We start from the raw sequence: 12,684 nt of genomic DNA, 5'->3' as shown, positions 1-12,684 counted from the left end.
GGGCACCGCGCCCCCCGTCCGAGGTGACCTCACCGCCGACCGGTAGGGCGGCGGAGCGGGAGACGGGCTCCGGGGCGGAACCCCGGGCGGCAGGAAAGGACGCGGCCACCGTGCCAGAGGGGCACACCATCCACCGGCTGGCGCAGGACTACGCCGACCGTTTCGCCGGCACGCCCACCCGAGTGACCAGCCCGCAGGGCAAGTTCTCCGACGCCGCCGGACTGCTCACCGGAGCGGAACTCACCCGTACCGAGGCCCACGGCAAGCACCTGTTCCTCGGCTTCCGCGACACCGACTGGGTCCACATCCACCTCGGCCTCTTCGGCAAGGTCGGCTTCGGTGACGCGCCCGCGCCCCCGCCCACCGACACGGTCCGACTCCGCCTGGCCAACGAGACCGCGTACGTCGACCTGCGCGGCCCCACCACCTGCGCGCTGATCACCGACGCCGAGAAGCGGGCGATACACGACCGCCTGGGCCCGGACCCGCTGCGCCCGGACGCCGACCCGGCGGCCGCGTACCGCCGGATCTCCCGCAGCCGTACGACGGTCGCCGCGCTGCTCATGGACCAGAAGGTCGTCGCGGGCGTGGGCAACGTCTACCGCGCGGAGGTCCTCTTCCGGCACGGCATCGACCCCTACCGCGCGGGCAAGGACCTCACCGGCGCGGAGTGGGACACGATCTGGGCCGACCTCGTGGGTCTGATGCGCGAGGGCGTCCGCGACAACCGCATCGACACGGTCCGCCCGGAGCACACTCCCGAGGCGATGGGCCGCCCGCCGCGCGTCGACGACCACGGCGGCGAGGTCTACGTGTACCGCAGGGCGAACCTGCCCTGCCACATCTGCGGCGGCGAGATCCGCACCGCCGGTCTGGCCGCCCGCAATCTGTTCTGGTGCCCCACCTGCCAGACCCGCTGACGGCACGACCGCGCGCCGGACCGGGTGGGCACCGCACCCGCCGGGTGCGCGCCTGGGCCCTGTCCGACCGTTCCCGCCTGCTCCCGCCTGCCCGGCGATGCCACGCACGCTCGCCGCACCGGGCACAGCCCCGAGTGCATCCCGTACGAGGGGCCGCGTCCGGCACGCTGGGCGCACGCACCTGACGCCGCCGAGCCGCCCTTCGGGCGACACCGCGAATCGGCAGACAGGCCCTAGAACCCGTGCGGCAGCCAGGGCGCGACCGCCGAGGAGAACCCGACGGACGCCTCCGCCAGGGCGCCCTGGCGCAGCTCCCTCACCCGGCCGGCCGCCCCGAGCGAGACCAAGGACACCCCGCCTAGATAGGCCGCCCCCAACTCCCGGACGGACAGGGCGAGATCAGCGGTGTCCTCGGTGCGTACACAGGACGCGCCCTTCGCGTCGCCCGTGAGCCTCCAACGCCCCTCGTTCCAGGGGCAGAACGCGTCCTCGACCTCGAACACCACGTCCACCGGCGCCTGATATGTCCGTACCTCCAGCGCGGCGCCGACGTCGACGAGCCGCACATGCAGCGAGTCCTTCACCCGCAGGCCGCAGCGCCGGATGTCGGACACCATGTGCTGCCACTCCTCGTCGACGGGACGGCCCCGGGTGTGCAGCCCGGTCGTCAGGTCGATGCCGAAGAGGAACCGCCACAGCGCGGCACGGGCCGCCGGATCGAGTCCCTCGACGTCCTGCGCCAGCACCGTGCCGTCGTGGCCGGACGGTCCCCAGGCCGGCTTGACCCGGAAGCGCGTGTAGCCGACGACCTCGCCGTCCCGCTCGGCGACCACGCACTGCAGGGGCGAGGCCCCGTCGCGGTCGTTCTCGGGGTCGAGCAGTCCGAGCCGCTCCCAGCCGGGCTGGCGGGCCAGCATGCCCGGACGGGTCGGCACGAGCCGCGCGTACACCGCCTCGCAGGCGTCCAGGACGTCGGCGGGCGCCTCGTAGCGCAGTCGTACGTCGTCGGTGCCGGGCGGCACGGACAGCCGTACCCGGCCGGTGTCGATCTCGGCGCGGATCTGGAAGGTGCCGATCCCGTAGCCGAACCGGCCGTAGATGTCCGGCTCCGACGCGGTCAGGACGGCGAGCGGCTCACCCCCGGCGTGGAGGTCGTCGAGCTGGCGCCGCATCATCGACGTCAGTACCCCGCGCCGCCGGTGCGTGGCCGCGACGCTGACCATCGTGATGCCCGCCGCCGGCACGGAGGCGCCGCCGGGGACCGTCATCCGGAAGGAGAAGGCGCCCGCGGTGCCCACGCACCGCTCGCCCTCCCACACCCCCAGCGAGCGGTCGCACTCCGTCAGCGCGTCCCACAGCTCGCGCTCCTCCGTGGCCTCCTGCACGCCGCTGAACGCGCGGATGAGGGTCTCGTACCACGTGTTCCACTCGCTCTTCCGCAGCACCCGCACGTCAGTCGTCATGGCCCATGAGTACCAGGGCAATGCGGTACGAGCGAGGGAATTTCGGCCGAAGCGGGGGCCGCTCCCGGTGATGTTCTCTGTGAAGTTCAGCGCTCGGACGGGGGACAAGTGGGACCTCCCGTGCCAAGCACCTGGTCCGATGGATAGGGTCCCGAACTAATGGCAGCAGGACGAGAGCGGCGCGCGGAAGCCGATACGTTCACGGCCCGGTTGAAGAAGCAGTGGCACCGGGCCCGCACAGGGCTGCGCAGATCCGCGGTCGACTACTTCCGCGGGGACGGCTCGGACTGGATCGCGCTGGCCGGCCTGCTGCTCACGGTCCCCGTGATCGCCTCCACGACGCTGGTGAACTCGGTGTGGTGCTCGCCCGCCGCGCTGGTCCTGCCGATCGTGGCCGGCGGACTGCTGCTGCGCCCGGCCAGCCTCCTCGGCCTGTACGCGGCCGCCGCCACCGCGCTGATAGTGGAGTCCGTGCAACTGGGCCCGTACACCGAGGGCCCGTCCCGGGTGACACCGGGCGTGGTCCTCGTGGTCGCCGCCTGCGGCTTCTTCGGTCTGCTGATCGCCCAGTTCCGCAGCCGGGTGGGCGTCCCCTGGCGGCGCGGCGGCACGATGCTCTTCGACCTGCGCGAGCGCATCAGAGTGCAGAGCAAGCTGCCGAAACTTCCGCTGGGCTGGCACCGCGAGATGGCACTGCGTCCGGCCGGCGGACAGTCGTTCTCCGGGGACTTCGTGGTCGCGGCCCGGACGAACGGGGGCCGCACCCTGGAGGTCGTCCTCACCGACGTCTCCGGCAAGGGCATGGACGCGGGTTCCCGCGCGCTGCTGCTGTCCGGAGCCTTCGGCGGCCTCCTCGGTTCGCTCCCGCCGCACGCCTTCCTTCCCGCGGCCAACGGCTATCTCCTGCGCCAGGACTGGGACGAGGGCTTCGCGACCTCGATCCACCTGGTCCTCGACCTCGACTCCGGCGACTACGAACTCTTCTCCGCCGGACATCCGCCGGGCCTGCAACTCAGCGCGGGCAGCGGCCGGTGGGAGGAGAAGGCCGCCGAAGGGCCCCTGCTGGGCGTGTACGACGGCGCCCAGTTCGACCCGGTGAAGGGCTCGCTGCGCCCCGGCGACGTGCTGATGCTGTTCACCGACGGCCTGGTGGAGACCTCCGACCGGGACATCGTCGAGGGCATCGACCGGCTGACCGGTGAGGCCGACCGCTATGTGGCGGGCGGCTTCCACGGCGCGGCCTGGCACCTCATCGAGGCGGTGGCCAGGGATGTCAACGACGACCGTGCCCTCCTCCTGATCTGCCGCGAGGGCCCGGCACCGGCGCGGGCCTGACCCGCCCCGCGAGCCCACTCCGCTGCGGGTCCGATCACCGTGCGGGCCCCGCGTCCGTGTCTGACCCGCGGTGCGGGCCCCGCATCCGTGCCTGACCCGCGGCGGGAGCCACGCGCCGGTGCGGGCCCGGCCTCCCGCCCTCGCGGGTTCTTCGTCCGCACGGGTCCCGAGCGGACCGGTGCGGGGCGACACTGGTGCCGTGACCCACACTCTCCTGACCCTGGCCGAAGTCGAGGCCCTCGCCCGTGAGGCGCACGCCGGCCAGACCGACAAGGCCGGCCGGCCCTACAGCGAGCACCTCCGGGCCGTGGCGGAGGGCGTCCGTGAACGCGGCGGCGACGACGAGCAGGTGGCCGCGGCCTGGCTGCACGACGCGCTCGAGGACGACGCGCTCTCCGAGGACTGGCTGCGCGAGGCCGCCCTGAGCCCGCGCACCAAGGACATCGTGCTGGCGGTGACGAAGCGGGAGGGGGAGGCGCCGGAGTCGTACGCGCGGCGCATCCGCACGACGCCGGGCGCCCTCCTGGTGAAGGCCTCGGACCTGGCGCACAACGCGGACCCGGTGCGGCTCGCCGTCCTCGACGAGCACACCCGGGCCCGGCTGACCAAGAAGTACGCGGCGATGCGCGCCCTCCTGGGGCTCCCGCCCGGCTAGGACGTGACGGGGGCCGAACAGCGAAATGCGGGCCCGGAGTTCTCCTCCCGGACCCGCACTCCCGCCCGTCAGGGGGCCGTACGACCTGCCGATGTGTGCCGCACGACTCGCCGAGGTGTGCCGTACGACGCCGCCTACGCCCTGGCCTTCTCCCGCTCCCGGGCCAGCTCCTTGGCGTCCCGCTTGAAGGCCCACTCCATCTTCGGCTCCATCGCGAAGCGGAACATCCGCTGGAAGGGCCGGGTGCACAGCACGGTGACCGCCGCGGCCGCGACGAGCGTCACGGCGATCTCGCCGAGCGGCTTGTGCAGCCAGGAGGGTTCGTACCAGCCCCAGTAGTCGGCGGCCTTGACCAGGAATCCGTGCAGCAGGTAGCCGTACAGCGTGCCCGCGCCCAGGGCCGTGAACCAGAAGGTGCGACGCGGCACCCAGGCGAAGAAGCAGGCGGTCAGCAGCAGCGAGCAGCCGAAGAGCGCGAAGGTCATGACCGCGCCGGACCACCACGGGGCGCCGAGGTTCTGCGCCGCGTCACGGTGGTAGAACCACGCCGTGTTCATCCGGGGCACCGCCCACCAGCCGACGACGAGCGCGGCGGCGAAGACCGGAACCGAAAGGATCCGCACCTCGCGCCGGCGCACCAGCTGGAAGTGCTCGGGCTTCATGACCAGACCCAGCACGAAGAACGGCAGGAACTGCAGGACGCGCTGGAGGTCCAGGTCGTCGCCGATGTCGGGCGACACCGAGGCCAGCACCGCGATCGTCAGCGCGAGCGGCAGCGGCCAGCGGACCAGCCTCCACACGGGGGTGGTCAGCCGCCAGACGAAGAGCGCGACCAGGAACCAGGTGAGGTACCAGGGGTCGAGCAGGGTGATCGACTGGCCGGGGTCCGGAGCGGCGTAGCGCTGGAAGAGGGAGTACGCCGTCTCGAAGAGGACGTACGGCACGAGCACGCCCGTCACCAGGCGCTTCAGCCGGTCGGGCCGCATGTCGAAACTGCGGGAGAAGTAGCCCGAGATGATGATGAAGGCCGGCATGTGGAAGGTGTACACGACCGTGTACACGGCTTCGATGATGCGGCTCTGGTCCTTCAGCGGCTCCCATGCGTGGCCCATGGCCACGAGCACGATCGCCAGGTACTTGGCGTTGTCGAAGAACGCGTCGCGCTGCTTGGCGGGCTTGGTGCCCGCCGGGGCGGCGTCACCGGCCGCTCTCGGGGTCTGCGGGGAGCGCGGGCTCGGCACTCCGTCCGCCGGCTCCTGTGCGGGGGGGAGTGGCGCTCTGAGGTGGCCGTTCGGTCGGAGCGAGTTCGTCACAGGCCCTCCCACCAAGCACTCGTGGAGAAGATCCTGGACCTCGCTGCGCATGCGGGGGACGTGGCGGCGTGGAACATCTGAGGCACCCTAGCGTTGTCTGTGCGAGTTAGTAAAACTCTCGACGTCATTCCTGCTTATCGCCTGCGAGTACCCCGTATTTGAAGATGTGTGCCTGCCTCTTCGCAAGTGGTTCCACATACCGATTCGCTTACCGGATGGGGGTGTTCTGTCCTCTTTCATCCTGACTAAATGGTGCATAACGTTCGCGGGCGACTCTGGCGATATGTCCGATTGATTGGCCTTTCGGGCTGGCTTGAGCGGGCCTCGGTGTGCCCGTGGCAACAATTCGAATTACCTGCGAACAGGATGTGTGGACACGGCAACGGTTCCTCTGAATTACATCCGTCGTACTCGTGCGGGGGGAGTCTCGAATTGCCGTACGGGGCCACTCCGTTCACGCACCCCGAGGCGTTGCGCCTGTGCAGGTCGGGCACGTCCGCGGCCGACGATGCGTCACCGGCCGCATACGCAGGCCGGGTTGGTGGCACGATGGTTTCTGGCGGGGGTGTGCGGGGCTTGCACCTCCGGGCCGGGAGAGCGGACCGACCGTAGGGTGTGATCAGTTGTGGCCATTTCGCTGTCAGTGGTGCTGCTGTTGGCGATCATCCTCGTGGTGCTGATCCGAGGAGGATCGATCAAGGCGGGACCTGCCATAGTCGCGGTGCTCTTCGGCTTCTTCCTCGCGTCCACCGGCATGGCTCCGTCCATCAACCGATTCCTCAACTCATTGGCGGAGACCATCAACTCGATCAGCTTCTGAGCGGAACCGGACGGATACGCTCGCCCTCGGAGCACCGGCGGAAGCCGGGTGACGGGGAAGCGGGGGGGCGTACGAGGATGGCGCTGCGTGCATCGGACCCGCCGGAGGTGGGCGGGTACCGCATCGAGGACCGCCTCGGATCGGGCGGCATGGGCGTCGTCTACCTCGCCCGCTCCGCTTCCGGCCGCCGCCTCGCGATCAAGGTCGTGCACGGCCAGTACGCCGACGACGACGAGTTCCGCATCCGCTTCAGCCGCGAGGTGGCCGCGGCCCGTCAGGTGAGCGGAGCCTTCACGGCCCCCGTCGTGGACGCGGACGCCGACGCGCCGCGCCCCTGGATGGCCACGCTCTACATACCGGGCGAGAACCTCGGAACCCGCGTGCGCGACCACGGCCCGCTGCCGCCGGACCGGCTGCGCGAGCTCGCCGCGGGCCTCGCCGAGGCGCTGCGCGACATCCACCGCGCCGGGGTCGTCCACCGCGACCTGAAACCGGCCAACGTGATGCTCGCCGACGACGGGCCCCGCGTCATCGACTTCGGGATCTCGCGCGCGGCCGAGTTCGGCGGCGCCGACGCGCTCACCCAGACCGGGCGCGTCATGGGCACCCCGCCCTTCATGTCCCCGGAGCAGTTCTCGACCCCGCACGACGTCGGCCCGGCCGCCGACATCTTCTCCCTCGGCGCCGTCGTCGCCTACGCCGCCACCGGGCGCGGCCCCTTCGACAGCCCCAGCCCCTACGAGACGGCCACCCGTGTCGTCGAGGGCGCCCCCGAACTCGACGGCCTGTCCGCCGGGCTGCGCCCCTTCGTCGAGCTGTGTCTGCAGAAGCACCCCAAGTCCCGGCCGAACCCCGACGAACTCCTCACGCTCCTGCGCGACGGCACCCGCCCGAACCCGCACCCCGGCCCGAACCCGCTCCCCGACCCGGACCGGCCCCCGGACCAGCCCCCGGGCCCGCCCACCGGACCCGGCCGCCCCCGGCGCCGCCTCCTCGTCGCCGCCTGCGCGGGCGCCCTGCTGCTCGCCGTCGCCGCCTCGACCGCGGTCGTGCGGTACAGCGGCGCCGACCCCGTCCACAGCGACCTGCCGCCCGGCTGGCGCCCGTGGCACGCCGCCGCGGAGCCCGCCTACCCCGCCGACCGGGCCGGCGGGCCGTTCAGCAGCTGCGGTGCCGCCGGCAGGTCCCTGGTCTGCGCGGGGGACGACGTCAGGGCGGCCCGCTTCTCCCTCGCCACGGGGCGGCACGCGTGGACCCGGCCCGTCGACTCCACCCCCGACGACTTCGGCAGCGACGAGGGCTCCGTCCTCGGCACCCGCGCCGGCCACGTCTACGTCTACGCCAACGACGAGACGGAGTCCGCCGGAGGCCGGGGGACCGGCACGAGCCATGCCCACTACTCGGTCCAGTCGGTGGACGCCGCCACCGGGCGGGTGATCTGGCGGACACGCACCGCCGACGGCGACAGCGCCCTGGCCCCCGACCTCCAGGACGGCGGCGCCGCCGCGGTCCCCGAGGGCGTCGTCACCGTCTTCGGCGACGACGCCCGCGCCTACGCCCTCCTCGACGCGGACGACGGCCGGATCCGCTGGACGCGGCCCATGCCCGAGGGCACGGCCTGCGTCGTCGTGGCCGTCGCGCACCTCCCCTACCTGGTGTGCCGGCCCGACGACGCCGAGACCACCAGCGTGTCCGCCCTCGACACCGCCACCGGAAAGCCCCGCTGGACGGTCGTCGCCAAGGGCTCCCTGGACCTCCTCGGCCAGGAACACGGCCGCCTGGTCCTCGCCGAGACGGCCCCGGCGACCGCCCACCGCGCGCTCACCACCGTGGACGCCACCACCCACCGGCTGCTCAGAGTCCCGCTCGCGCGCCCGCAGCCCGCCGGAGCGGCCGTCCACCTGGCACGCGGCACCCTCTACTTCACCCTCGGCAACGGCAGCGTCCGAGCCGTCTCCCCGGGCACCGGCCGCCAGGTCTGGGAGAGCAACTCGTCGGTGGAGTTCCCGGGCCCGCCGCTCGCCTCCGCCACCCATGTCTACCTGGCCTCGCCGAACGGCCGCCTCGCCGCCCTGGACCGCCGCACCGGCCGAGTCGACGCCACCCGCCCCGGCCGCAACGACGCCGTCCCGACCGGCATGGCCGACTCCGGCGCCCCGCTCCTCCTGGTCGGCGACGCCCTGTACGTCCCGTACGGAAACCGCTGCGTGTACTCCGTCGACGTACGCCGCCTCTGAACACCGGCCTCGAACGGCCGAGCCGAACCCCGGACGCCGTGGCCGAACGCCGTCCACGGACACCGCGTCCGGCGGTCGCGACGGCGGGAGCACTCCCGGAAACGACTCAGGGCCAGGCGGAGGAGTGGTCCTCGGCCTGGCCCTGAGCCATGTGGAGCGGGCGACGGGAATCGAACCCGCGTAGCTAGTTCGGAAGATCGCGTATGCGGATGGCGGCTGACCTAGCAGCTCGCTGACCTGGGTCGGAGCGCGATCGGCGCCGCTGTTCCCCGTTGCGTCCCGCCGGACCGGGCACGCAACGGGCATGGTCCCGGCCGACCGAACGGGCAGGCGGAGGCACTCCGGTTCACCAGAGCAAGGACTTGAAGTAACGGAGGACAAAGGCCAGCAGCGCCAGGAGAAGTACCCCTGCGATCACGGCCATGGCGGCGGCAACCTGTGTGGCCTCGGACCATCTGCCGTTGTGCTTGGTCATCGGTACCCCCATCCGTTCTGACACGAGAGTGCCACGGCCACGGGACCGTGCCATGGTCGGAGCGCACGTGGCCCGGCGTCCTGGGCAGAGGCGGTTGGAGGTCGAGGCAGGCCCGATTAGCAGCCCGAGGCGTGCCGACCCTAGAACGGCGGCCCGAAAGAGGTGGCGGGGAGATCCGAAGTCAGCCGCAGAGCCTTCCGTACGTCTCGCTGGTATTTGTGTGAAGGGTGGTTCCAGGCGTTGTCAGAACAGGCCCAGTAACTGTTGTCCGAACGTGCCGCCACGGCCTTGCGCCACAGCTCGGCGCTCTTTCGAAGTTCCCCGACATAGGCGGTGACCTTGGGCCTGGCGCCGGCAGACCAGGTGGCGGCTTTGAGGCCGTCTGCTTCATGGTCCAGCGCGGCCGCCATCTTCGCAGACCAGGCACGATCGGCGGTCACGCTGCCCAGGTGCGGATAGGTCTTGAAGACGCGCGCGGAGGCCAGCTCCAGCTTGAGGAAGGCAAGCTGGTCTGCTGTCAGGCCGGTCTCCTGGACACGTACGCTGCCTGTGGTCTGACCGTCCGTGTCGGCCGTAAAGCAGGTGGCCGTCCTGTCACCCGACTGCTGGATCTCACGGGTCGGGTAGTAGTAGTTGACGCCCGTCGTGTGGGGGAGGGACCAGTCGTCCATGACGTACTCGGTCAGCCGACCCCTGCACTGGTGGTACGACTGTTTTGCGAGGACGTCGTCGGCGCCGGTGGACCCGGTGAGTGCGAGCGTGGCGAACACTTCGCCGTCGTGAGGCCGGGAGCACGGCACGGGTGCCGCGGAGTAGACCTCTCCGTGCTGCGAGCTGGTGAAGCAGTCGCCCACCGCGAGACTTATGGCCGACCGGTCGCCTGCGCCGGACATCCGCTTGTCCGGATTTTCGTCGACGTTACCGGAGATTCTTCCGATGATCAGACTCATCGCCAGTGCGACCCCACCGAGCACTATCACCCCCGAGATCGCCAGACGGCGACCCTTTTGGTTGCGCTTGGCGCCGGGCTCAGACGGCGTGGGCAGCGATATGGCGGACATGGATCTCCGGCCGACCTCGGCAGACACGTATGCGGAGCCGGATCTTCGCACACGACCAGTCGTCTCTGTCACCCCCGTGCACCTTGCGCGAGTTGAGCACCTTCCTGAGCCCCCTGCTGCGCGCGATCATGGCTACGGCCGTGGCCGATCAGATGATCAAGCGCAAATCGCCGACGCGGTGAGCGGTCTGGTGAAGAAGGGCCGGAAAGGCGCCGGAAAGCCGAAGAAGAAAGATCGAAAGCCCAAGGGGCACGCGGGGGACACGGCGGACTGAACGGGGTCTCCGGAAACGACAAGGGCCAGGCAGAGGATCGAATCTCTGACCTGGCCCTACGTCATGTGGAGCGGGCGACGGGAATCGAACCCGCGTAGCTAGTTCGGAAGATCGCGTATGCGGATGGCGGCTCACCTGAGGGAACGTTGACCTGCGCGTTCCACGCGGGTTTGCCGTCGTTCCCCCTTGTTCCCCGCTGGACGCTGTCCGATCGGGCGCCTGAAGGACACGGGCTCTGAGGCCCTCCGGGGCCCCTTGGGTCCGCTTCAGCCGGGCGCGCACATCATGCTGTGTGCCGGCACGACGGGTTCACTCGGCAGCGGATCGACTCCACGGACCCGTACAGCCACGACATCGGTGGTGATGGATCGGCCGGGGAGCTTCGTCAAACGCCAGCGGAAGGGCTCTGGGACGTCTTTGGCGGGCAACTCCACCATGGCGAGGCTCACCCACCGGTCGTAGTTGGTCGGGTAGACCCGAACCGGGGCGCCGCACTTGGGGCAAGTCGGCGGCTCGATCCATGACACGTCGTCGGGGTCAGGCTCGGGCTTTGGCGCGGCTGCGGCCCCATCGAGTTCGGCCATCTCGTTTGCGAGGATGTTCCAGCACGACTCGCAGAGTCTCGCCATGAGATCGATTCGGCCTCGGTCGCGCACGGTTGAGCGTGCCTCGCCGCACTGATGGCATAACCGCTCTTGATCCCTCAATGCCCCCATGTGTTCGAGTGTGCGTCAATCTGACCGGATCGCAGTAGGTAGCGATGTGGCCTCGTTCAGTGATCGCGCCTCGTCGGGGCCGGTGGCTGGGCGCATCGAGCAGCGTCGAGTGCGGTAGTCGAAGTTCCGACATCGCACGTTCGTGATCTGCGGCTCCGCCATCGGTCAACTCCCTGACCAGCGGCGGAGCGTGCCGACATTTGTCGGCCTTGGTTGTCGTTGAGCACCCCCGGACGGCCCGGAGGCGGCCCGAGCGGGGTGCTGCGGCATGCCCCTCGATGCGCACTATGGGCGTGAGGGGCACTGAGGTCTGCCGAGCACGTCAGTTGATCGTTTGAGGCCGGCGAGCTCGGACTGCGTACCTGCGGCCGGCTCAGCTTGCGGCACGCTGATCTGGCACGCGACGCACAGTTTGTGTCGGCCCTCGGCGGTGACCACCGTTCCCCAGCCGCGGCACGCCTCACAGTCCCGGGCGACCATCAGGTTGGCACGGGGCGCAGGTTGGTAAGCACTGTCGGCTCTACGGGCCATGATCGATCTCTTCTCAGTGATCCATAGGGCGACGACGCGCCCCTTACGTGATTTACATAGGTTTACGCCGATTCTGGGTAAGTCGGATGCAGCCGTCGCGCGAAGGTTCGGTGTAGCGACTTTGGCCGGGAGCTGCTTCGGCGCGAGTGATCATGGCCCCGTAAGCTTCCGGCGCGTCGGGCAGTCTGTGGACCTGGAGGACAAAGCCTGCCTGACCTGCACTGTTGGGGATCATCGTCCAAGAAGGGCCGGAAGAGCCCAGGGAAGCCGAAGAAGAAGGATCGAAAGCCCAAGGGGCACGCGGGGGACACGGCGGACTGAACGGGGCCTCCGGAAACGACTAGGGCCAGGCAGAGGATCGAATCTCTGACCTGGCCCTACGTCATGTGGAGCGGGCGACGGGAATCGAACCCGCGTAGCTAGTTTGGAAGACTAGGGCTCTACCATTGAGCTACGCCCGCACAAGCGGCGCCGCAGGTCAGTGACCGCGGCACAGGAGGCATCGTAGCGGGTCGAACCCCTCCGCCGCACACCCCGTTTCCGCGTCGCCCGCACGCCTGGGAAATGCGGCAGCCGCACTGCCTGCGGGCATGTACCCTACGTGTCGCACCGACGGGGTGTGGCGCAGCTTGGTAGCGCGTCCGCTTTGGGAGCGGAAGGCCGTGGGTTCAAATCCCGCCACCCCGACCACGAGCCGGAACCCTGCGGGGCTCCGACCCTCCGAAGATCACCTTTTGGGGCGTGTACCGCCTGCGGTTACTATGCAAGCTGCGCGCCCGTGTGTCTGCACTCTCACGTCTCTCAAGGGCCGCGAATCCGCTGAAGGCCCTGCCGGATCCGGCAGGAGCACGCAGCAGAACCCCCAAGAAGTCAGCCACAAGGAG

Annotated in this window: 10 protein-coding genes and 2 tRNA genes; 6 read left to right on the top strand and 6 right to left on the bottom strand. The window is 70.4% G+C overall.

All coding sequences use genetic code 11. The features are described 5' to 3' along the window. Positions 1 to 110: 110 nt before the first annotated feature. A complete protein-coding gene (locus ACZ4IF_RS03955; RefSeq protein WP_467559266.1) occupies positions 111 to 920 on the top strand; it encodes an Fpg/Nei family DNA glycosylase in 810 nt (269 codons plus the stop codon). 233 nt (positions 921 to 1,153) lie between these two features. Here ACZ4IF_RS03955 and ACZ4IF_RS03950 read toward each other — a convergent pair whose 3' ends face one another. Beyond that, positions 1,154 to 2,383, bottom strand: coding sequence for a GNAT family N-acetyltransferase (locus tag ACZ4IF_RS03950; RefSeq protein WP_467559264.1), 1,230 nt, complete (start codon positions 2,381 to 2,383; stop codon positions 1,154 to 1,156). 159 nt (positions 2,384 to 2,542) lie between these two features. Here ACZ4IF_RS03950 and ACZ4IF_RS03945 point away from each other — a divergent pair, with 159 nt between their 5' ends. Together ACZ4IF_RS03945 and ACZ4IF_RS03940 are read left to right on the top strand one after the other, a co-directional pair. Then, the gene (locus ACZ4IF_RS03945) at positions 2,543 to 3,718 is read left to right on the top strand and encodes a PP2C family protein-serine/threonine phosphatase (protein WP_028802642.1); all 1,176 of its coding nucleotides are present in this window, start codon (positions 2,543 to 2,545) and stop codon (positions 3,716 to 3,718) included. Positions 3,719 to 3,917: 199 nt separating this feature from the next. Beyond that, the gene (locus tag ACZ4IF_RS03940) at positions 3,918 to 4,373 is read left to right on the top strand and encodes an HD domain-containing protein (RefSeq protein ID WP_467559262.1); all 456 of its coding nucleotides are present in this window, start codon (positions 3,918 to 3,920) and stop codon (positions 4,371 to 4,373) included. Between the two features lie 134 nt (positions 4,374 to 4,507). On the opposite strand, the gene ACZ4IF_RS03935 is transcribed toward ACZ4IF_RS03940, so the two are convergent. Beyond that, on the bottom strand, positions 4,508 to 5,686 hold the full coding sequence (locus ACZ4IF_RS03935) for an acyltransferase family protein (RefSeq protein ID WP_467559260.1): 1,179 nt from the start codon (positions 5,684 to 5,686) through the stop codon (positions 4,508 to 4,510). A 625-nt stretch (positions 5,687 to 6,311) separates the two neighbouring features. On the opposite strand from ACZ4IF_RS03935, the gene ACZ4IF_RS03930 reads away from it, so the two are divergent. Both ACZ4IF_RS03930 and ACZ4IF_RS03925 read left to right on the top strand, forming a co-directional pair. Continuing rightward, the gene (locus tag ACZ4IF_RS03930) at positions 6,312 to 6,506 is read left to right on the top strand and encodes a hypothetical protein (protein WP_028802639.1); all 195 of its coding nucleotides are present in this window, start codon (positions 6,312 to 6,314) and stop codon (positions 6,504 to 6,506) included. Positions 6,507 to 6,583: 77 nt separating this feature from the next. Beyond that, on the top strand, positions 6,584 to 8,743 hold the full coding sequence (locus ACZ4IF_RS03925) for a serine/threonine-protein kinase (RefSeq protein ID WP_467559258.1): 2,160 nt from the start codon (positions 6,584 to 6,586) through the stop codon (positions 8,741 to 8,743). A 346-nt stretch (positions 8,744 to 9,089) separates the two neighbouring features. On the opposite strand, the gene ACZ4IF_RS03920 is transcribed toward ACZ4IF_RS03925, so the two are convergent. The 4 genes from ACZ4IF_RS03920 to ACZ4IF_RS03905 all read right to left on the bottom strand — a co-directional run bounded on the left by ACZ4IF_RS03920 (position 9,090) and on the right by ACZ4IF_RS03905 (position 12,261). Beyond that, the gene (locus tag ACZ4IF_RS03920) at positions 9,090 to 9,218 is read right to left on the bottom strand and encodes a hypothetical protein (protein ID WP_467559256.1); all 129 of its coding nucleotides are present in this window, start codon (positions 9,216 to 9,218) and stop codon (positions 9,090 to 9,092) included. Positions 9,219 to 9,358: 140 nt separating this feature from the next. Next, positions 9,359 to 10,279 carry a septum formation family protein gene (locus ACZ4IF_RS03915; RefSeq protein WP_467559254.1) on the bottom strand — a complete coding sequence of 307 codons (921 nt, stop codon included), beginning with the start codon at positions 10,277 to 10,279 and terminating at the stop codon, positions 9,359 to 9,361. A gap of 540 nt (positions 10,280 to 10,819) precedes the next feature. After that, entirely contained in the window at positions 10,820 to 11,137 is a 318-nt protein-coding gene (locus tag ACZ4IF_RS03910; RefSeq protein ID WP_467559252.1) for a DUF6083 domain-containing protein, read from the bottom strand. Positions 11,138 to 12,187: 1,050 nt separating this feature from the next. Continuing rightward, positions 12,188 to 12,261: transfer RNA gene (locus ACZ4IF_RS03905), tRNA-Gly, on the bottom strand. A 152-nt stretch (positions 12,262 to 12,413) separates the two neighbouring features. On the opposite strand from ACZ4IF_RS03905, the gene ACZ4IF_RS03900 reads away from it, so the two are divergent. Continuing rightward, positions 12,414 to 12,490: transfer RNA gene (locus ACZ4IF_RS03900), tRNA-Pro, on the top strand. Positions 12,491 to 12,684: the final 194 nt, after the last annotated feature.

Source organism: Streptomyces sp. NPDC025784, assembly GCF_055558435.1.
This window is presented reverse-complemented; position numbering and strand designations above follow the sequence as displayed.